Below are 18,457 nucleotides of genomic sequence, written 5' to 3'. Positions count from 1 at the left end.
TCAGTGGTCGTGCAGGATGACGCCGCGGATGTTGCGCCCTGACCGCATGTCCTCGTAGCCCTCGTTGACCTCGGCCAGCTTGTATTCATGGGTGACGGTCTCGTCGAGCAGCAGCTTGCCCTCGCGGTAGAGCGACAGCAGCCGCGGAATGTCGGCGCGCGGGTTGGCCTCGCCGTAGAGGCTGCCCAGCAGTCGCTTCTGGAACAGCGTGAACATCATCATGCCCAGCGTCGGCTGGTTGTCGGCCATCGTCGACAGGGCCGTCATCACCACCGCGCCGCCCTTGCGGATGATGTTCGCGGCCTCTTCGATCTGAGAGCCTTCGAGCAGACCCACGGTCAGGATCGCCGAATCGGCCATCACTCCGCGGGTCAGGTCGGCGACCAGCGCGGTGGCCTCCTCCATCGAGGTGGCGAAGTGCGTGGCGCCGAACAGCATGGCCTTCGCCCGTTTCTGCTCGTTGGGTTCGACCACGATGATCTTCTCCGCCCCGGCCAGGCGTGCCCCCTGCACCGCGCCGCTGCCGATGCCGCCGAACCCGATGATCACCACGGTGTCACCGGGGGAGACGTCGGCGGTGTTGACCGCCGAACCCCATCCGGTGGTGACACCGCAGCCCAGCAGACACGCTCGTGACAGCGGAACGTCGTCGTCGATCTTGACGATGGACGCCTCGGGCACCGACCCGTACTGCGAGAACGTCCCGACGAACGCCATCGCACCGACATTCTGGCCCCGCGCCCGGCGCCGGTAGGTGCCGTCCACCTGGGTGCCCGCCATGATCAGCGCGCCCAGGTCACACAGGTTCTGGTGGCCCGTCGAGCAGAACCGGCAGCGCCCGCACGCGGGCAGGAACGAGGCGACGACGTGGTCGCCGGGCGCCAGCCCGACGACGCCTGGTCCCACCTCGCGCACGATGCCGGCACCCTCGTGGCCGCCGATCAGCGGCAGGGGCGCCGGCAGGTCACCGGTGCGGATGTGCTCGTCGGAGTGGCACAGACCGGTGGCCTCCCACGACACCAACACCTCGCCATCACCCGGCGGGTCCAGGTCGATCTCCTCCACGGTCCAGTCGCCGCCGTACTCCCACAGAATCGCCGCATTGGTCTTCATGCGGCCGAGTCTAGGAAGGCTGCCGCGGCGTAGCGCCGTTTTCGGACAATGGTCCTCAGGTCGTCGCAACCAGTGCCAGCCCGGCGAATGCGACGATCCAGCTGGTGAAGCTGCCGACCAGGAAGTACTCGGTGACTTCGTCGATTCCGACGACGTCGCGGTCGCGCTTGGCGCTGATCTCGGGGAACCGGATGATGCTCTTGGCCGCCACCACCGCGGTGGCCAGGGCGAGTTGGCCCGCCAGTCCCAGCCCGACGATCAGCAGCCGCTCCATCGGGCCCAGCAGTCTGCCGCCCTTCAACTGGTCCGACGCCTGCGGTTGACCGGCGGGTTTGACCGCACCGACGGATCCCAAGATCAGGCGCACCAGCTGATTGGCGGTACTGACCTGGATCACCAGCACGCCGATGGCCATCAGCACGCGGTCGGCGGGAGCGTCACCGGTCACACCCGTCCACGACACCCATCGGGCGAGCGGCCCCGATACCTCCGAAGCCCAGCCCGACAACAGGATCAACGCTGCCACGGTGGCGCCGAACGTCGTGAGCGCGATGACCTGGCGCGTGCCGGTGCGCTCGGCGCGAGCGCACCAGAACTGCCAACCCGCCAGACCGATCGCGGCGAGCGCGAGCAGGGCGAGGTCGCCGCGCCCCCAGAGGCCCGCCAGCAGGGTCCGCCCACCAGCACACCGGTGCTGAGCAGCAACGGTAGCCATCGGCGACGGCCGGCGCGACGGCCGATGTCACCGATGCCGGCGGCGATGAAGAACACCGCCAGCATGCTCATGAGATCTCCGAAAGGTATTGCGAAGCAATCACGATGAGATCCAAGCCGTCGCGGCCGGCGCGCTGAGAGATCGCCGACGGGCTGATCTGCTCCGCGGCGGCGAGCTGCTTCTTGGACCGGTGCGACATGAGACCTCTCAGGATGCGGATCGAGCGTTCATCGAGCGATCCAAACATGTGGTCCCGACACATCAGTGCCGCGTTGACGAGGTCGGCGGGTGGCCCGGTGTCGGCCTGGCTGCGGTAGGTGATCCGCACCTGCGTCAGGCCCGGCTGCCGCTGGGTCTCGGCGGTCGACTCGATGGCCGCGCGCGCCGCCCACCATCCCGGCCCGTCCTGGATGCGGGTGGCCTTGTCGAGCACACTGACCTCGCCCCAGCCGATCCCGAACCGGACGTCGATGCCGGGCGCGACGGCCACCCGGATGGCCCATGCTGCGGCGAGTGCCTCGCCGACGCGGGAGAAGGTGCCCTGGAATTCGTCGCCGACGGTGAAGGCCGGTGCATCGAGGGCGCCCTCGGCGACGGAGCGCAGGGCGGCGCTCACCTCGCGGTGCAGCGCCCGTCGGTCGGTGGCGTGCCGTGAACCGACCACGTCGCCGATCAGCGTCGCACGCACCACCGGCATGTGAAGAGCATAGCTTCACATAGAGCTAATAAAGCTATCTGCTTCATTACGGTTGGATGAAGGAAGAGGCTTCAGTGAGGTGGGAGATGGCATCCGCCACGATCTGCGGCACCAGTTCCGCACACGACGGCAGATCCTCGATCATGCCCGCGACCTGTCCGGAAGCCAGCACACCGGCGTCGGTGTTGCCCTCCACCAGGCCGGCCTTGAGCAGCATCGGGGTGTTGGCCGCCATCACCACCTGGGACCAGGTCAGGTCCTTGGTCTTGCGCATCGCCAGACCGTCCTTGACCATCGACGTCCAGGTCATGCCGGTCATCTTCTTGAACTTCTGTGCGTTGCCCACGGCTGCGGCGAAACCCTTGACCGGAGAGCCGCTTTCCAGCTTCTCGACCAGGCCGGTGCGCAGCACCCGGTGCGGCATTCCGTCGACCCGGGTCGAGACCACGGTGCCGTCCAGGGCGGCCTGCAGGTAGCGCTGCTTGACCGCATCGGGCACCGTCGAATCCGACGTCAGCAGAAACCGGGTCCCCATCGCGACGCCCGCGGCACCGTACGACAGCGCCGCCGCCAGACCGCGGCCGTCGAAGAACCCGCCCGCGGCGACCACCGGCATCCCGGTGTCGGCCACGGCGTCGAGCACCGACGGAAGCAGCAGGGTGGTCGCGATCGGGCCGGTGTGGCCACCGCCCTCGCCGCCCTGCACGATCACCGCATCGGCACCCCAGCTCGCGACCTTCTTGGCGTGCTTGGCCAGGCCCACCGAGGGAATGACCACCACGCCGGCATCCTTGAGCTTGGCGATCAGGTCCGGTTTGGGGGCCAGCGCGAACGACGCGACCTTGACCCCTTCGGAGATGAGCAGGTCGACGCGCTCGTTCGCGTCGCCGGCGTCGGCGCGGATGTTGATGCCGAACGGCTTGTCGGTGGCCGCCTTGACCTTGGCGACCGCGGTCTTGAGCTCGTCGAGTGTCATCGTCGCCGAGGCCAGGATGCCGAGGCCGCCCGCGTTGGAGGTCGCCGACACCAGACGCGCACCGGCGACCCAGCCCATGCCCGTCTGCACCACCGGGTGCTCGATCCCGACCAACTCGGTCAGCGGGGTCTTCAACGACGTCACTGTTTGACTTCTTTGTCGCGCAACGACTTCGGGTCGATGGTCTCGCGCAGCAGCGTGAGTTCCTCCATCGACGGCAGGCGCGTGGTCTCGGCCTCGCCGAGACCGTGCACCTCGAACGAGGTGTTCTCGGCGACCTGCTCGGCCTCGACACCCGGGTGCAACGACACGGCCCGCATCTGATGGTCCGGACCGTTGAAGTCGAACACACCGAGGTTGGTCACCACACGGTAAACGTTGAAGAAGCGGTACGCCGGGTTGTCGGGATCGACCTTGTCCCAGCCGATTCCGGAGACGATGTCGACGGACTCGCCGAAGACGCGCCGGGAGTGATTGCCCACCCAGTAGCTGGTGATGTGGTTGATGGTGTTGCCGGGGGCTCCACGCACACCGAACATCTGCCGGGTGGGCCGCTGCAGCGGCCCGAACGCCGACAGGTTCTGGTTGCCGTAGCGGTCGATCTGGTTGGCGCCCATCACGACGTGCCGCCGGCCCCAGGTCAGGGTCTCGAAGACCCGTCCGAACGGCATCCAGCCCTCGATCGCCGCGGGTGCGCCGATCGCCGGGGTGTCGGCGATCAACCGGGCCTCGCCGTCGGTCAGCAGGATGTCGGGGGAGAAGGTCAGCCGCGCCAGTCGGGCACCGACGGACACCATCGTCGTCATCGGGCTGACCATGATCTCGCCGGCATCGCGGAACAGTTCGGCGCACGCAACGGCGCACACCTCGGCGCGGGTGGGGGACGTCATGACTGCTGCTCCTTGAACTCGGCCACCGCGGCCTGGTAGTCGGCCTCGCTCCCGGACAGATAGGTCCCGACGAACTGCGCCCATGTCTCGTCGGAGCCTGCGGCCTCGGCGTAGTGGCGCTGGAACTTCTCGTCGCGACGGTAGTCGGGCTCGGCGGTGGTGAAGTGCGCTCCGTTGGGCGCTTCGACCACGGTGTCGACCATCATGCGGTTGACCAGCAACGCCTGCGGCGGAACGGCTTTCACCAGCTCCTCGGTGGAGACGATCTTCTCCACCGACAGGTGGCGCTGTTCGGCGGCCATCAGGTACAGGTCGTCGAAGTACGGGTCGATGCCGGTGTAGGCCGCATTGCCTTGGGCGTCACCGAGATTGAGGTGGACGAATGCCGCGTCGAGGTTCAGCGCGGGCATCGCGATCAGTTCCTCGTGCTGGTCGCCGGTCGGGTACGGCGAGCGCACCGTCTTGAGCTCGTCGCCCCAGAAGTTGCGCACGTCGCTGCCCAGGCCGGCGCGGATCGGCAGGAACGGCAACCGCTGCGCGGCGGCCTGCAGACCGCACCGCAGCATGCCCTCGTCCATCTCGCGGGACTCGATGCTGCCGGACATGCGGGCCTTGGCGAACCACGGGTCGTAGAACGGCGGGGAATCCAGCGACACGAAGCCGTAGTAGACGCGCTTGACCTTGCCGGCTGAGCACAGCAGACCCAGATCGGGACCGCCGTAGGTCACCACCGTCAGGTCGGTGACATCGGTGCGCAGCAGGGCCCGTACGAACGCCATCGGCTTGCGGCGGGAACCCCAGCCGCCGATACCGATAGTCATACCGCTGCGGATGCCCGAAACGGCATCCTCGAGAGTCGTTGTCTTATTGCTCACTTCGTTCCCTTGTTCGTGCCCGCGAACGCGTCGCGGTGCTCGTCGGAGACACCGGCGAGGTTCAACTCGAACGTGAAGCCCTGCTCCATCCGGTAGCGCGCGTTGACGGGCTGGATGTCGATGAAGTTCAGCGCCTCCTTGGCGGCGCGGATCACCCGGGTGTCCTTGCTGCCGATGTCGCGCGCCACCCGCAGTGCCGCCTCGTCGAGTTCGGTGCGCGGAACCACCTCGTGCACCGAACCGAAGTGATGCAGCGTGTCGGCGTCGACGGTGGCCGCGGTGAAGAACAGTCGGCGCATCAGATGTTGGGGTACCAGCCGGGACAGGTGCGTCGCGGCGCCGAGCGCTCCGCGCTCCACCTCGGGGAGCCCGAATTTGGCGTCGTCGGAGGCGACGATGACGTCGGCGTTGCCGACCAGGCCGATCCCACCGCCGACGCAGAAGCCGTTGACCGCGGCCACCACAGGGACCGCGCACTCGTACACCGCGCGAAACGCTTCGAAGCAACCACGATTCGCGTCGATCAACGCGGTGAAGCCCTCGGTGTTCTGCATCTCCTTGATATCCACCCCGGCGTTGAAGCCGCGGCCTTCGGCGCGCAACACCACCACGTGGGTGCTCATGTCGCGGCCGGCGGCGGTGATCGCGTCGGCCAACTCGAACCATCCGCGGGACGGGATCGCGTTGACGGGCGGGTAGTCGACGGTGACCGAGACGATCCCCGGGTCGACGGTCTTGGTGCTGATGGTCATGCGGACTCCTGAGGGGGTGGCTACCTAAGCAAGCACTTGCTTGGTACGCTAGCACAGTGACTGACGCCGTCGATAGCGCCATCAAACTGGGCCTGACCGGCCGGGTCGTCCTCGTCACCGGCGGGGTGCGGGGCGTCGGAGCCGGGATCAGCAAGGTCTTCGCCGACCAGGGCGCGACCGTCGTGACCTGCGCGCGCCGTCCCGTCGAGGGGCTGCCGTACGAGTTCCGCGCCTGCGACATCCGCGACGACGACGCCGTCAAGGAGTTGATCGACGGGATCGCTGCCGACCACGGACGTCTCGACGTCGTGGTCAACAACGCCGGCGGGTCTCCTTATGTATTGGCCGCCGAGGCGTCGGCGAAATTCAGCACCAAGATCGTCGCACTGAATCTGCTTGGAGCGCTGTCGGTCTCCCAGCACGCCAACACCGTCATGCAGGGCCAGGACACCGGCGGGTCGATCATCAACATCACCAGCGTGAGCGGCCGGCGTCCCACTCCGGGCACCGCGGCCTACGGCGCCGCCAAAGCCGGTATGGAGAACATGACCACGACGCTGGCGGTGGAGTGGGCGCCGAAGGTGCGGGTGAACTCTGTGGTCGTCGGCATGGTCGAGACCGAGCAGTCCGAACTGTTCTACGGCGACGCCGACTCGATCGCCGCGATCTCGCGCAACGTGCCGCTGGGCCGTCTGGCGCAGCCCACCGACATCGGCTGGGCCGCAGCGTTTCTGGCATCGGATGCGGCGGCCTACATCAGCGGTGCCTCCCTGGAGGTACATGGCGGCGGCGAGCCACCCCACTATCTTTCGACGACCACTGCAGACATCAAATAGATCAGGAGACAACACACATGGGATTGCTTGACGGTCGGGTGGTCATCGTGACCGGCGCGGGCGGCGGGATCGGCCGCGCACACGCATTGGCGTTCGCCGCCGAGGGGGCACGGGTCGTGGTCAACGACATCGGCGTCGGTCTGGACGGCTCCCCGGCCGGCGGCGGCAGCGCCGCCCAGAGCGTCGTCGACGAAATCGTCGCCGCCGGAGGCGAAGCCGTCACCAGCGGCGCCAACGTCGCCGACTGGGCCCAGGCCGAAGGCCTGATCCAGACCGCCGTCGAGCACTTCGGCGGCCTCGACGTGCTGGTCAACAACGCCGGCATCGTGCGCGACCGGATGTTCGCCAACACCAGCGAAGAAGAGTTCGACGCCGTGGTGGCGGTGCACCTCAAAGGGCACTTCGCCACGATGAAGCACGCGGCCGCCTACTGGCGCGCGAAGTCCAAGGCAGGCGAGCAGGTCGACGCGCGCATCATCAACACCAGCTCCGGTGCGGGACTGCAGGGCAGCGTCGGGCAGGCCAACTACAGCGCCGCCAAGGCCGGTATCGCCGCGCTGACGCTGGTCGGCGCGGCCGAGATGGGCCGTTACGGGGTGACCGTCAACGCGATTGCACCGTCGGCGCGCACCCGGATGACCGAGACCGTGTTCGCCGACATGATGGCCACGCAGGACAAGGATTTCGACGCCATGGCCCCGGAGAACGTCTCGCCGTTGGTGGTGTGGCTGGGCAGCGTCGAGTCGCGTGACGTGACCGGCCGCGTCTTCGAGGTCGAGGGCGGCATCATCCGCGTGGCCGAGGGCTGGGCGCGCGGCGGCGAGATCGACAAGGGCGCACGCTGGGATCCCGCCGAACTCGGTCCGGTGGTCGCCGACCTGCTGGCCAAGTCGCGGACCCCGCTACCGGTCTTCGGCACCTAGGGCTCGCCCGTCACGCCGCGGCCTTCCGGGCAGCGGCGTCGGTGCCGCCCGTCGGATCCGAATCCTTCGCCGTCGGAGCATCATCGGTGTCGGTGTCGGTGTCGGTGTCGGTGTCGGTGTCGGTGTCGAGCGAGGACTCGGCCTCTGCGTCATCCTTCAGGTCCTCCACAACCAGGGACGGCTCCTCGGTCTCGGTCACCACCCGGACCCGGTCGGACCGGCGCGGGCTCTCGACGGCCCGGACCCGCGTCATCGGTTCGGTGGCCGAGTCGGGCTCCTCACTCGCCTCGATGTTCTCTCGTGCCGGGTCAGCTGTCGCGGCGGACGTGGTGTCGTCCGGCAGGCCCGGCTCGACCTGAGCTGTCGGCGGACGCACCGCGTCGACGATGTCGCGAACCACCGCAGCGGCGAACGTGATCGGCGCCGTCAGTACGTCGATGACGCCCTCCCGCAGAGCACCCGCGATCTGATGAATGTCACCGGTGCGGAAAGCCTGCACCACGTTGTAGATCGCGGTCTGCGGGGTCACCACCAGATCGCGCACGTTGACGAAGAGCTTGGTGCCCAACGATGCGGGCCCGACCGACTTGCCCGCCCAGGACTTCAAAGTCCAACCCTCTTCGGCGCTGCCCTCGATGACGACGATGTCGGTGTTGCCCAACCGGTGGCTGAGCAGTAACCCCAGATCCGGGTTGTCGACGTTCATCATGGTCCAGAACATCATCGTCGCCCCGTGCGAGAACACGACGGGATTCTGGGCCCCGCTGTCCTCGACCACCTTGAGTGCACCGTCCACCCGCGCATCGAAGGTATTGCCGTCAATTCCGCCGAGGATCGGCAGCGACCGGGCCCCCAGCATCCACAACGCCGGACTCAGCGCATAACCGATGCGGCCCAGCCCGGAGTTCTCCGACGAACCTTCGAAGATGCCCGCACCGATCTCGCGGAAACCGGCCAACGCGATCGGATCCAGGCCGGTCAGCGCCGCGAACGGTGCAGCGGTTTGACTGGTACGCACCATGTTCGAGGTGTAGATCGCGTCGTAGTCGATGCCGGTCGCCGCGAGTGCGGCGGCGACCGCGGCGGCCTCGGGCACCCCGACATCTGTGGTGATGTCGGGCCCGGGCACCTTGGTGTCGATGATGCCCGCGGCATTGGCTTCGGACTGAGCGTGCCGGACGAACGTCACCGTCAGAGCCGCCGCGGGGATGGCGGCGGCCACCCACAGCAGCGCGGCGGTCAAGACCGCCAACAGTGTCGACGTCAGCTTGCGGTGCGACCCCGCGACCATGGGGTCACACTAACCGGTCAGGCGGGGTCGCAGATGAGGATCGGGATCTTGCGGTCGGTGTAGGACCGGTAGTTGGCGAAGTCGGGGTACATCGCGTCCAGTTTGGGCCAGTACTCGTCGCGTTCGGCGTCGGTGGCCTCGCGCGCCACGAGCTCCAGCTTCTCTTTCTTGGTCTGGAAGGTGATCGCCGGATTGGCCTTGATGTTGAGGTACCACATCGGGTTGGTGGCGCGTCCGCCCTGCGAGGCGACCAGCACGATGCGCTTGCCCTCCTGCAGGAACAACAGTGGACTGTCCCGCGGCTCACCGGATTTGCGGCCGATGGTGGTCAGGATGCCGACTTCGGCGCCCCGGAGGAACTTGTTGCCGAGCTTGCCGCCGGACTTCTTGAAGATCCACGTCTGCGCCCGCGACATCCATTTGATCAGGGTGCCCGTCGCCGGGGTGTTGAGCCGCTCGAGCTGCTTCGGGCTGAGCGGGCGGGGCGTTTCGGTCATGGCGGAACCCTCTCGGCTGATGAACGGTTTGAGCGACGCCCGGATGTGGTGGATCCGCGGATCGTCGGCCGGGATGTAGAAGGTCTCGTCGACGTGCGAGCACACCCGCCGTCCGAACAGCCGCGGTCTGGTCAGCACATCGAAGCGGGCCCGGATGTGGTCTCCGTCGACGGTGAACTCCGGCGGCGTCGTCTCCTCGATCACCTTGAACTGCGGGCCGTTGTTCAGGCTGCGGCGCAGGTGATCTCCGGAGCGCCCGGTCTTGATGCCCATCTCGATCCGGATGCAGCCGGGATGGAACGGCACGGCGTCGGCGCGGTGGGTGGACAGCGCGTCGATGTAGGCCTGCGCGGCTGCGATGCGCTCTGCTTCCGAGGCGGGCACGGGGTGCCTCAGATCCGCTCGATGATGGTCCCGGTCGACAAGGCGCCGCCGGCGCACATGGTGATCAGTGCCGTGGTCTTATCCGTGCGCTCGAGTTCGTGCAGGGCGGTGGTGATCAGCCGGCTGCCGGTGCTGCCGACGGGATGGCCCAGCGCGATCGCGCCGCCGTTGACGTTGACGGTGTCCATGTCGGGCTCGTGCACCCGCGCCCAGGACAGCACGACCGACGCGAACGCCTCGTTGATCTCGGTGATGTCGATGTCGCCCATCTTCATCCCGGCCTTCTCCAGCACCTTCTGCGTCGACTGCACGGGTCCGTCGAGGTGGTAGTACGGCTCGGCCCCCACGAGTGCCTGGCTGACGATGCGGGCCCGCGGCTTCAGACCGAGCGCGCGTGCCTTCTCCTCGTCCATCCACAGGACCGCCGCGGCGCCGTCGGAGATCTGCGACGACGTACCGGCGGTGTGGATGCCGCCCTCCATGACCGGCTTCAGTGCCGAAAGACCTTCCAGAGTGGTCTCGCGCATGCCCTGATCCCGGCTGACGGGGGCGCGCTCGTCGGTGGGGCGCTTGTTCTCGTCGAGCACCGGCGCCTCGATCGGCGAGATCTCTCGGTCGAAGCGGCCTTCGGCCCACGCCTGGGCGGCCTTGCGCTGCGACTCGAGCCCGAAGCGGTCGATGTCCTCGCGGGTGATGCCGCGACGCTTGGCGATCCGCTCGGCGGCCTCGAACTGGTTGGGCATGTCGATGTCCCACGACGCCGGCCGGATCAGGCTGCGGTCCGGGCCCGCGTTGGCGCCCAGGCCGACGCGGCTCATCGCCTCGACGCCGCAGGCGATGCCCACGTCGATCGCGCCCGTGGCGATGAGTCCGGCGATCAGGCCGTTGGCCTGCTGCCCGCTGCCGCACTGGCAGTCGATGGTGGTGGCGCCGACGTGTTCGGGCAGACCGGCGACCAGCCAGCTGACGCGGGTGATGTTGTTGGACTGCTCGCCGTACTGTGTGACGCAGCCGCCGATGACCTGTTCGATCTCGTTGGCATCGATTCCGGCCTTGTCGACGAGCGCCTTCTGTACCGCGCCCAGCAACTCGGTGGCGTGCAGACCGGACAACCATCCGTTGCGCTTGCCGATGGGGCTGCGAGTGGCTTCGACGATGACAGGGTTACCCATTGCGTCAGGCTAGAACACGTTTCATTAGTCTGACAAGCAGGGATGCCGTCGTGCCTTTCATCTGCGCAGAAGGCATGTTTTACTGGCACTAGAACACGTTGCAATTGAGGAGTGCATAGCTATGCCCGGCCCGAACAAATGCCCGATCGACCCCGAGTTTGATTTCCTCGACGCGACCCTGAACCTGGAACGCCTCCCCGTGGAGGAACTGGCCGAACTGCGTAAGTCCGAGCCTATCCACTGGGTGGACGTCCCGGAAGGCACGGGTGGTTTCGGCGACAAGGGTTACTGGCTGGTGACCAAGCACGCCGACGTCAAAGAGGTCTCCAAGCGCAACGACATCTTCGGCAGCTCGCCCGACGGCGCCATTCCGGTGTGGCCCAAGGACATGACCCGCGAGGCGATCGACCTGCAACGAGCCGTCCTGCTGAACATGGACGCGCCGCAGCACACCCGTCTGCGCAAGATCATCTCGCGAGGCTTCACCCCACGGGCCGTCGGCCGGCTCGAGGACGAGTTGCGGGCGCGCGCGCAGAAGATCGCGGAGACCGCCAAGGCGGAGGGCACCGGCGATTTCGTCGAGCAGGTCTCGGCCGAACTGCCGTTGCAGGCCATCGCCGAACTTCTCGGCGTGCCACAGGACGACCGCGACAAGATCTTCCGGTGGTCCAATGAGATGACCGCAGGCGAGGACCCGGAGTACGCCGATGTCGACCCGGCGATGTCGTCGTTCGAGTTGATCCAGTACGCCATGAAGATGGCTGAGGACCGGGCCAAGAACCCGACTGAGGACATCGTCACCAAGTTGATCGAGGCCGACATCGACGGGGAGAAGCTCTCCGACGACGAATTCGGCTTCTTCGTGATCATGCTCGCCGTGGCCGGTAACGAGACCACCAGGAACTCCATTACCCACGGCATGATCGCGTTCTCGCAGAACCCCGATCAGTGGGAGCTCTACAAGAAGGAGCGTCCGGAGACCGCGGCCGACGAGATCGTCCGCTGGGCAACGCCGGTGTCGGCGTTCCAACGCACCGCGCTCGAGGACACCGAACTCGGCGGGGTGAAGATCAAGAAGGGTGAGCGGGTGGTGATGTCCTACCGCTCGGCCAACTTCGACGAAGAGGTCTTCGAGAACCCGCACACGTTCGACATCATGCGAAATCCGAACCCGCACGTCGGGTTCGGCGGCACGGGGGCGCATTACTGCATCGGCGCGAACCTCGCCAAGATGACCATCAACCTGATCTTCAACGCCGTCGCCGACCACATGCCCGACCTCAAGCCGATCGGTGAGCCCGAGCGGCTGAAGTCCGGCTGGCTCAACGGCATCAAGCACTGGCAGGTGGATTACACAGGCCAATGTCCGGTGCAGCACTGACGCTCTGATCGGCACGAAGGCTCAAGGAGGAGTCGGGTGGATTTCAGTCCAGACGAGGGGCAGCAGGCTGTCGCCGATGTGGTGACCTCGGTACTCGAGCGTGACAACACCTGGGACGCACTGGTTTCCGGCGGTGTCACCGCACTGGCGGTCCCGGAGCGTCTCGGCGGGGACGGTGTCGGACTGGCCGAGATCGCCACCGCGTTGACCGAGATCGGCCGGCACGGCACGGTCAGCCCCGCACTGAGCACCCTCGCCTCGACCGTGGTGCTGCTCGACCTGGCGTCGGAAGCCCAACAGGACCGCTACCTCGCGGGCGTCGCGAAGGGTTCGGTGCTCACCCTGGCGCTCAACGAGCCCGGTGCGTCGCTGCCCGAGCAACCCGGCGTCACCCTGTCCGGCGGCAAGCTCAACGGCACCAAGATCGCAGTCGGGTATGCGGCGCAGGCAGATTGGTTCGTGGCGACGACCGACAGCGGGGTCGTGGTCGTGCCCGCCGGCGCCGACGGCGTCACCGTGACCGCGACGCCGGCCGCCAACGGCGGTGAGGAAGCCACCGTGACGTTCACCGACGTCGCGGTCGCCGACGAGGATGTGCTCGCCGGTGCCGCCGTGGCCCGGGTCAACCAGCTGGCCCTGGCCGCGATCGGTGCATTCGCGGCCGGCCTGGTGGCCGGCGCGCTGCGGCTGACGGCGGACTACGTCGCCAACCGGGAGCAGTTCGGCCGCCCTCTGTCGACATTCCAGACCGTGGCCGCGCAGTTGTCGGAGGTCTACATCGCCTCGCGCACCATCGATCTGGTGTCGACGTCGGTGGTGTGGCGACTGTCTGAGGGCGTGGATGCCGGCGAGGACCTCGCGATCCTCGGCTACTGGCTGACGTCGCAGGCGCCGCCGGCGATGCGGCTCTGCCATCACCTGCACGGCGGTATGGGCATGGACATCACCTATCCCATGGACCGCTACTACTCGTCGATCAAAGACCTGACACGCCACCTGGGCGGCCCGTCACACCGTCTGGATCTGGTGGGAGCATAGATGTACATCGATTTGACGCCCGAACAACGGGCGCTGCAATCTGAGCTGCGGGAATACTTTTCGACGCTGATCACGCCCGAAGAGGCCGAGGCGATGAAGACCGACCGCCACAACGAGGCCTACCGTGCGGTGATCAAACGCATGGGCAGCGACGGCAAGCTCGGCGTGGGCTGGCCGAAGGAGTACGGCGGTCTCGGCTTCGGCCCGATCGAGCAGCAGATCTTCGTCAACGAGGCCAACCGCGCTGACGTGCCACTGCCGATGGTCACGTTGCAGACCGTCGGCCCGACTCTGCAGGTCCACGGCACCGAGGAGCAGAAGAAGAAGTTCCTGCCCGGAATCCTGTCCGGCGACGTGCATTTCGCGATCGGGTACTCCGAACCCGAGGCCGGTACCGACCTGGCGTCGTTGCGCACCACAGCGGTCCGCCATGGTGACGAATACATCGTCAACGGGCAGAAGATGTGGACCACCGGCGCGCACGACGCCGACTACATCTGGCTGGCCTGTCGGACCGATCCGAGCGCGGCCAAACACAAGGGCATCTCGATCCTGATCGTCGACACCAAGGATCCGGGCTACTCGTGGACCCCGATCATCCTGTCCGACGGCGCCCATCACACCAACGCGTCGTACTACAACGACGTGCGGGTCCCCGCCGACATGCTCGTCGGCGAGGAGAACGGCGGCTGGAAGCTGATCACCACGCAGCTCAACCACGAGCGCGTCGGCCTCGGTCCCGCCGGCCGCGTCGCCGGCATCTACGACGAGGTCCGCGAGTGGGCGGCCACCCCGGGTTCCGATGGCGTGGTACCGCTCGAGCAGGAACCCGCGCGACGGCTGCTCGGCCAGATCAAGGCGATCTGGCGGATCAACGAGTTGTTGAACTGGCAGGTCGCGGCATCCGGTGAGACCATCGCCGTCGCCGATGCCGCTGCGACCAAGGTGTTCTCGACCGAGCGGATCCAGGAGGTCGGGCGCCTGGCCGAGGAATTGGTCGGCCGCTACGGCAACCCGGCCGACGCCCACACCGCCGAACTGCTCGACTGGCTCGACAAGATGACCAAGCGCAATCTGGTCATCACGTTCGGCGGCGGGGTGAACGAGGTGATGCGCGAGATGATCGCGGCGGCGGGACTCAAGGTGCCGAGGGTTCCGCGATGAGCAATACCGACCTGCAGACCGGCATCGAGAAAATCAAGGCCGCCGGCAAGAGCGAACCACGCAACGGCCGAGACCCGGTGAACCGTCCCATGATTCACCACTGGGTCGACGCCATCGGCGACAAGAACCCCATCTATGTGGACGAGGACGCCGCCAAGGCGGCCGGGCATCCGGGCATCGTGGCACCGCCGGCGATGATCCAGGTGTGGACGATGGGCGGACTCGGCCAGGGCCGCTCCGAGGACGATCCGCTGTCGAAGATCATGGCGCTGTTCGACGACGCCGGCTACGTCGGCGTGGTCGCCACCAACTGCGAGCAGACCTACCATCGCTATCTGCAGCCGGGCGAAGAGCTCACGATCCACGCCGAGATCACCGACGTGGTGGGCCCCAAGCAGACCGCGCTGGGTGAGGGCTTCTTCATCAACCAGCTCATCACGTGGACCGTCGCCGACGGCGAGACGGTCGCGGAGATGAACTGGCGCATCATGAAATTCCGGCCTCGCGAGGACGCGAAACCGGCCGTCCCCGACGATCTCGATCCGGACAAACTGATGCGCCCGTCGTCGTCGAAGGACACCCAGTTCTTCTGGGACGGCGTCAACGCCCACGAACTGCGCATCCAACGCCGTCCCGACGGCACCCTGCAGCATCCTCCGGTCCCTGCGGTGTGGCAGGACAAGGACGCGCCGGTGGACTACCTGGTGGCCTCCGGTAACGGCACGGTGTTCAGCTACGTCGTCCACCATGCGCCGCAGGTGCCGGGCCGCAGCCTGCCGTTCATCGTCGCTCTCGTCGAACTCGAGGAAGGGGTGCGCATGCTCGGTGAACTCCGTAACGCCGACCCTGCCGAGGTGAAGATCGGAATGCCGGTGCGCGCAACGTATATCGACTTCCCGGACAGCGACGTCAGTCCCGCGTGGACGCTGTACGCCTGGGAGCCGGTCCGATGAGCGCGCCGGCCCTCGAGGTGGGCGCGAAGCTGCCCGAGCTGAAGATCTACGGCGACCCGACGTTCATCGTCTCCACGGCCATCGCCACCCGCGACTACCAGGACGTGCACCACGACCGGGACAAGGCGCAGGCCAAGGGGTCCAAGGACATCTTCGTCAACATCCTCACCGACACCGGCCTGGTGCAGCGCTACCTGACCGACTGGGCCGGCCCGACCGCGCGGATCAAGTCGATCGGACTGCGCCTGGGCGTGCCGTGGTACGCCTACGACACCATCACGTTCACCGGTGAGGTGACCGCGGTCGACGACGGAGTCGCGACCGTGAAGGTCATCGGCGCCAACAGCCTCGGCAACCACGTCATCGCCACGGCGACGCTCACGTTGGGGGACCACTGATGCTCTCCGGTAAAGCCGCGATCGCGGGTATCGGCGCGACCGACTTCTCCAAGAACTCGGGGCGAAGCGAGCTCCGGCTGGCCGCCGAAGCGGTGCTCGACGCACTCGACGACGCTGGACTGACTCCGGCCGAGGTCGACGGTCTGGTGACGTTCACGATGGACTCGAACCTGGAGACCGCGGTCGCGCGGTCCACGGGCATCGGCGAACTGAAGTTCTTCAGCCAGATCGGTTACGGCGGAGGCGCGGCAGCGGCCACCGTCCAGCAGGCCGCCCTGGCCGTCGCGACGGGGGTGGCCGAGGTCGTCGTGGCCTACCGAGCGTTCAACGAACGCTCTGGGCACCGGTTCGGTCAGGTCATGACCGGACTGACCGTCAACGCCGATTCCCGCGGTGTCGAGTACAGCTGGTCCTACCCGCACGGGTTGAGCACCCCGGCCGCGTCGGTCGCGATGATCGCTCAGCGCTACATGCACGAATACGGCGCTACCAGTGCTGATTTCGGTGCCGTGTCGGTGGCCGACCGCAAGCACGCGGCCAACAACCCGAAGGCGCACTTCTACGGCAAGCCGATCACCATCGAGGACCACCAGAACTCGCGGTGGATCGCCGAACCGCTGCGGCTGCTGGACTGCTGCCAGGAAACCGACGGCGGTGTGGCCATCGTGGTCACCACACCGGAGCGCGCCAAGGACCTCAAGCATCGACCGGTCACGATCGAGGCGGCCGCGCAGGCCGCCGGCGCCGACCAGTTCACCATGTACTCCTACTACCGCGAGGAACTCGGGCTGCCCGAGATGGGTCTGGTGGGCCGGCAGCTCTGGGCGCAGAGCGGGTTGTCGCCCGAAGACATCCAGACCGCGGTGCTCTACGACCACTTCACGCCGTACACCCTGATCCAGCTCGAGGAACTCGGGTTCTGCGGGAAGGGCGAAGCCAAGGACTTCATCGCCGGTGGTGCCATCGAGCTCGGTGGACGCCTGCCGATCAACACCCACGGCGGCCAGCTCGGTGAGGCCTACATCCACGGGATGAACGGCATCGCCGAGGGGGTCCGCCAGTTGCGGGGCACGTCGGTGAACCAGGTGCCCGACGTGGAGCACGTGCTCGTGACGGCCGGCACCGGCGTGCCGACGTCCGGTCTGATCCTGGGCTGAGCCGGAGAAGAACTAGGCCGAGGCCCACGACCGAAATCGCTCCAACTGTCCATATACGTCCGGCTTCCCACGGTCGATAGTGGTAAGCCACGGGACGAGTGGGCGGCGCCGACTGGGGTGCATCGCAGGTTGTGAGCGGCTCCTCCCGACTGTCAGCGGGAAGGAGCGACATGTCCGACCGGACTGACCCCGTCGACGGGGAGCGTCGATCTGCTCGTTCACTGACAGCGGCGGTCGTCGCCGGCGGTCTGGCTTTGAGCGCCTCGTTGTATCCCGCCCCAGACGAGGTGCCGTTCTTCGGGTCGTTCGGTGATCCGGGGCTCAACCAGGCGTTCGGCCTTCCCGTTCTCGTCGAACCCATCTCGATCATCCGTAGAGCCGAGGACACGACAATCGGGACGCACGAACTCTGGCAACTGGCCCGCGTTCTCGTGGCGCAAGCACGTCTGACGCCCAACGATGCAGTCTCCGTGCCTGCTGCGTGGGGCCAACTGTTGGACGCCGGTGACTTCCCTGCGGCAGTTCCGGTCAGCTGCGAAATGTATTCCGCGATCTTCGTCATGAGCGGTGGAGGTGGCGGTGGCGCGTCGGTGGGCGCCGCCGCTCTGCCGGACTGGCTGATCTACCTGAACTTTCTGATGCGGCAGCTACCGGCCCGGATCTTTCACGAACTGGCGACGGTCCTGCAACGGATCGCCCCTCCGCCTCCTGTCCCGGAGGCGGCAGGGATCCAGATTCTCGCACTGCCGGCAGCACCGGTGCCGCTGCCGCCCGAGACGGTGCCGGCCCCGGCCCCCGCTCAGTCGGTCGCTCCCCCCGCGCCCGGCATGCCGGGGCCGGTCACCCCGGCGTCCGCGGCACCACCGGCGCCCCCACCGGACCCTCTGCCGCCGGCCCCTCAGCCGGCTCCTGTTCAGACCGAGCCGACCGCGCCTCCTGTCGTGCTCCAGCCCGCCGAAATCGTCTTGGATCTTCCCCTACCGGAACCGTCGATCGGACCGGTCGAACCCGATCAGATCATCGACCCCGCACCCGCACCAATCGGTTCCGAGGAGGAGACGGCGCTCGACGAGGCTGCGCGGGACTTCGATGAGACGGGCGGAGATGCGGTGTCACCGACCGACAGTCCGGATGACGACGTCGCGGACAGCGGTCCGGAACCAGACGGCACCGAGGTCCCGTCCGGTGGCGCCACCGAGGCGCCGGCCGGCGAACCGACCAGCGGCTGAGCCGCAATGCTGTTCG

18 protein-coding genes and 2 pseudogenes are annotated in these 18,457 nt (G+C 67.3%); 9 read left to right on the top strand and 11 right to left on the bottom strand.

Going from position 1 to position 18,457, the window contains the following annotated elements; translation table 11 throughout:
* From ACAG25_RS12000 to echA20, 7 genes and pseudogenes are all read right to left on the bottom strand, one after another.
* Nucleotides 1-1,113 carry an NDMA-dependent alcohol dehydrogenase gene (locus ACAG25_RS12000; protein WP_370488664.1) on the bottom strand — a complete coding sequence of 371 codons (1,113 nt, stop codon included), beginning with the start codon at nucleotides 1,111-1,113 and terminating at the stop codon, nucleotides 1-3.
* A gap of 55 nt (nucleotides 1,114-1,168) precedes the next feature.
* A pseudogene (locus ACAG25_RS11995) lies at nucleotides 1,169-1,899 on the bottom strand (hypothetical protein).
* Nucleotides 1,896-2,525, bottom strand: a complete 630-nt coding sequence (locus ACAG25_RS11990; RefSeq protein WP_370488663.1) for a SatD family protein — start codon at nucleotides 2,523-2,525, stop codon at nucleotides 1,896-1,898. Before ACAG25_RS11990 ends, ACAG25_RS11995 begins: the two are co-directional and overlap by 4 nt.
* Nucleotides 2,526-2,571: 46 nt before the next feature.
* Complete coding sequence (gene ipdC, locus ACAG25_RS11985; RefSeq protein WP_370488662.1) at nucleotides 2,572-3,645, bottom strand: (3aS,4S,5R,7aS)-5-hydroxy-7a-methyl-1-oxo-octahydro-1H-indene-4-carboxyl-CoA dehydrogenase; 1,074 nt, start codon at nucleotides 3,643-3,645, stop codon at nucleotides 2,572-2,574.
* Complete coding sequence (gene ipdB, locus ACAG25_RS11980) at nucleotides 3,642-4,391, bottom strand: cholesterol ring-cleaving hydrolase subunit IpdB (protein WP_370488661.1); 750 nt, start codon at nucleotides 4,389-4,391, stop codon at nucleotides 3,642-3,644. Before ipdB ends, ipdC begins: the two co-directional genes overlap by 4 nt.
* Nucleotides 4,388-5,266, bottom strand: a complete 879-nt coding sequence (gene ipdA / locus ACAG25_RS11975) for a cholesterol ring-cleaving hydrolase subunit IpdA (RefSeq protein ID WP_370488660.1) — start codon at nucleotides 5,264-5,266, stop codon at nucleotides 4,388-4,390. The genes ipdB and ipdA overlap by 4 nt, the downstream gene beginning before the upstream one ends.
* Nucleotides 5,263-6,018 carry a (7aS)-7a-methyl-1,5-dioxo-2,3,5,6,7,7a-hexahydro-1H-indene-carboxyl-CoA hydrolase gene (gene echA20 / locus ACAG25_RS11970; protein WP_370488659.1) on the bottom strand — a complete coding sequence of 252 codons (756 nt, stop codon included), beginning with the start codon at nucleotides 6,016-6,018 and terminating at the stop codon, nucleotides 5,263-5,265. Before echA20 ends, ipdA begins: the two co-directional genes overlap by 4 nt.
* Before the next feature lie 56 nt (nucleotides 6,019-6,074).
* Between echA20 and ACAG25_RS11965 the strand changes: the two genes are divergently transcribed.
* On the top strand, nucleotides 6,075-6,854 hold the full coding sequence (locus ACAG25_RS11965; RefSeq protein ID WP_370488658.1) for an SDR family oxidoreductase: 780 nt from the start codon (nucleotides 6,075-6,077) through the stop codon (nucleotides 6,852-6,854).
* A 17-nt stretch (nucleotides 6,855-6,871) separates the two neighbouring features.
* Nucleotides 6,872-7,777, top strand: a complete 906-nt coding sequence (locus ACAG25_RS11960) for an SDR family oxidoreductase (protein WP_370488657.1) — start codon at nucleotides 6,872-6,874, stop codon at nucleotides 7,775-7,777.
* A 10-nt stretch (nucleotides 7,778-7,787) separates the two neighbouring features.
* Here the strand turns inward: ACAG25_RS11960 and ACAG25_RS11955 are convergent, their stop codons facing one another.
* From ACAG25_RS11955 to ACAG25_RS11940, 4 genes and pseudogenes are all read right to left on the bottom strand, one after another.
* Nucleotides 7,788-9,068, bottom strand: a complete 1,281-nt coding sequence (locus ACAG25_RS11955; RefSeq protein ID WP_370488656.1) for a histidine phosphatase family protein — start codon at nucleotides 9,066-9,068, stop codon at nucleotides 7,788-7,790.
* A gap of 17 nt (nucleotides 9,069-9,085) precedes the next feature.
* The gene (locus ACAG25_RS11950) at nucleotides 9,086-9,565 is read right to left on the bottom strand and encodes a nitroreductase family deazaflavin-dependent oxidoreductase (protein WP_370488752.1); all 480 of its coding nucleotides are present in this window, start codon (nucleotides 9,563-9,565) and stop codon (nucleotides 9,086-9,088) included.
* A 12-nt stretch (nucleotides 9,566-9,577) separates the two neighbouring features.
* Nucleotides 9,578-9,949, bottom strand: a pseudogene (locus ACAG25_RS11945) (hypothetical protein); the annotation flags it as partial.
* A gap of 8 nt (nucleotides 9,950-9,957) precedes the next feature.
* The gene (locus ACAG25_RS11940) at nucleotides 9,958-11,121 is read right to left on the bottom strand and encodes a steroid 3-ketoacyl-CoA thiolase (protein WP_370488655.1); all 1,164 of its coding nucleotides are present in this window, start codon (nucleotides 11,119-11,121) and stop codon (nucleotides 9,958-9,960) included.
* Nucleotides 11,122-11,242: 121 nt separating this feature from the next.
* Between ACAG25_RS11940 and ACAG25_RS11935 the strand changes: the two genes are divergently transcribed.
* From ACAG25_RS11935 to ACAG25_RS11905, 7 genes are all read left to right on the top strand, one after another.
* Nucleotides 11,243-12,502, top strand: coding sequence for a cytochrome P450 (locus tag ACAG25_RS11935; RefSeq protein WP_370488654.1), 1,260 nt, complete (start codon nucleotides 11,243-11,245; stop codon nucleotides 12,500-12,502).
* A gap of 36 nt (nucleotides 12,503-12,538) precedes the next feature.
* Nucleotides 12,539-13,540, top strand: coding sequence for an acyl-CoA dehydrogenase family protein (locus ACAG25_RS11930; protein ID WP_370488653.1), 1,002 nt, complete (start codon nucleotides 12,539-12,541; stop codon nucleotides 13,538-13,540).
* Entirely contained in the window at nucleotides 13,541-14,704 is a 1,164-nt protein-coding gene (fadE29, locus tag ACAG25_RS11925; protein WP_370488652.1) for an acyl-CoA dehydrogenase FadE29, read from the top strand. It abuts the gene before it with no gap.
* A complete protein-coding gene (locus ACAG25_RS11920) occupies nucleotides 14,701-15,657 on the top strand; it encodes a bifunctional MaoC family dehydratase N-terminal/OB-fold nucleic acid binding domain-containing protein (protein ID WP_370488651.1) in 957 nt (318 codons plus the stop codon). Before fadE29 ends, ACAG25_RS11920 begins: the two co-directional genes overlap by 4 nt.
* Nucleotides 15,654-16,055 (top strand): MaoC family dehydratase, encoded by a 402-nt coding sequence (locus ACAG25_RS11915; protein ID WP_370488650.1) that lies wholly within the window; start codon nucleotides 15,654-15,656, stop codon nucleotides 16,053-16,055. The genes ACAG25_RS11920 and ACAG25_RS11915 overlap by 4 nt, the downstream gene beginning before the upstream one ends.
* Nucleotides 16,055-17,212, top strand: a complete 1,158-nt coding sequence (locus tag ACAG25_RS11910; RefSeq protein ID WP_370488649.1) for a lipid-transfer protein — start codon at nucleotides 16,055-16,057, stop codon at nucleotides 17,210-17,212. The genes ACAG25_RS11915 and ACAG25_RS11910 overlap by 1 nt, the downstream gene beginning before the upstream one ends.
* Before the next feature lie 170 nt (nucleotides 17,213-17,382).
* A complete protein-coding gene (locus ACAG25_RS11905; RefSeq protein ID WP_370488648.1) occupies nucleotides 17,383-18,441 on the top strand; it encodes a hypothetical protein in 1,059 nt (352 codons plus the stop codon).
* The last annotated feature ends 16 nt before the right edge of the window (nucleotides 18,442-18,457 follow it).

Source organism: Mycobacterium sp. pV006, assembly GCF_041287115.1.
In the GTDB taxonomy this organism is placed as follows: Bacteria; Actinomycetota; Actinomycetes; order Mycobacteriales; family Mycobacteriaceae; genus Mycobacterium.
Note: the sequence above shows the minus strand (reverse complement) of the source record. Positions and strands in the feature narration are given on the sequence as shown.

Coding starts and splice junctions, on each gene's coding strand:
- ACAG25_RS12000 (WP_370488664.1), bottom strand. CDS start 1,113: ATGAAGACCAATGCGGCGATTCTGTGGGAGTACGGCGGCGACTGGACC.
- ACAG25_RS11990 (WP_370488663.1), bottom strand. CDS start 2,525: ATGCCGGTGGTGCGTGCGACGCTGATCGGCGACGTGGTCGGTTCACGG.
- ipdB (WP_370488661.1), bottom strand. CDS start 4,391: ATGACGTCCCCCACCCGCGCCGAGGTGTGCGCCGTTGCGTGCGCCGAA.
- echA20 (WP_370488659.1), bottom strand. CDS start 6,018: ATGACCATCAGCACCAAGACCGTCGACCCGGGGATCGTCTCGGTCACC.
- ACAG25_RS11960 (WP_370488657.1), top strand. CDS start 6,872: ATGGGATTGCTTGACGGTCGGGTGGTCATCGTGACCGGCGCGGGCGGC.
- ACAG25_RS11955 (WP_370488656.1), bottom strand. CDS start 9,068: ATGGTCGCGGGGTCGCACCGCAAGCTGACGTCGACACTGTTGGCGGTC.
- ACAG25_RS11950 (WP_370488752.1), bottom strand. CDS start 9,565: ATGACCGAAACGCCCCGCCCGCTCAGCCCGAAGCAGCTCGAGCGGCTC.
- ACAG25_RS11940 (WP_370488655.1), bottom strand. CDS start 11,121: ATGGGTAACCCTGTCATCGTCGAAGCCACTCGCAGCCCCATCGGCAAG.
- ACAG25_RS11935 (WP_370488654.1), top strand. CDS start 11,243: ATGCCCGGCCCGAACAAATGCCCGATCGACCCCGAGTTTGATTTCCTC.
- fadE29 (WP_370488652.1), top strand. CDS start 13,541: ATGTACATCGATTTGACGCCCGAACAACGGGCGCTGCAATCTGAGCTG.
- ACAG25_RS11920 (WP_370488651.1), top strand. CDS start 14,701: ATGAGCAATACCGACCTGCAGACCGGCATCGAGAAAATCAAGGCCGCC.
- ACAG25_RS11915 (WP_370488650.1), top strand. CDS start 15,654: ATGAGCGCGCCGGCCCTCGAGGTGGGCGCGAAGCTGCCCGAGCTGAAG.
- ACAG25_RS11910 (WP_370488649.1), top strand. CDS start 16,055: ATGCTCTCCGGTAAAGCCGCGATCGCGGGTATCGGCGCGACCGACTTC.
- ACAG25_RS11905 (WP_370488648.1), top strand. CDS start 17,383: ATGTCCGACCGGACTGACCCCGTCGACGGGGAGCGTCGATCTGCTCGT.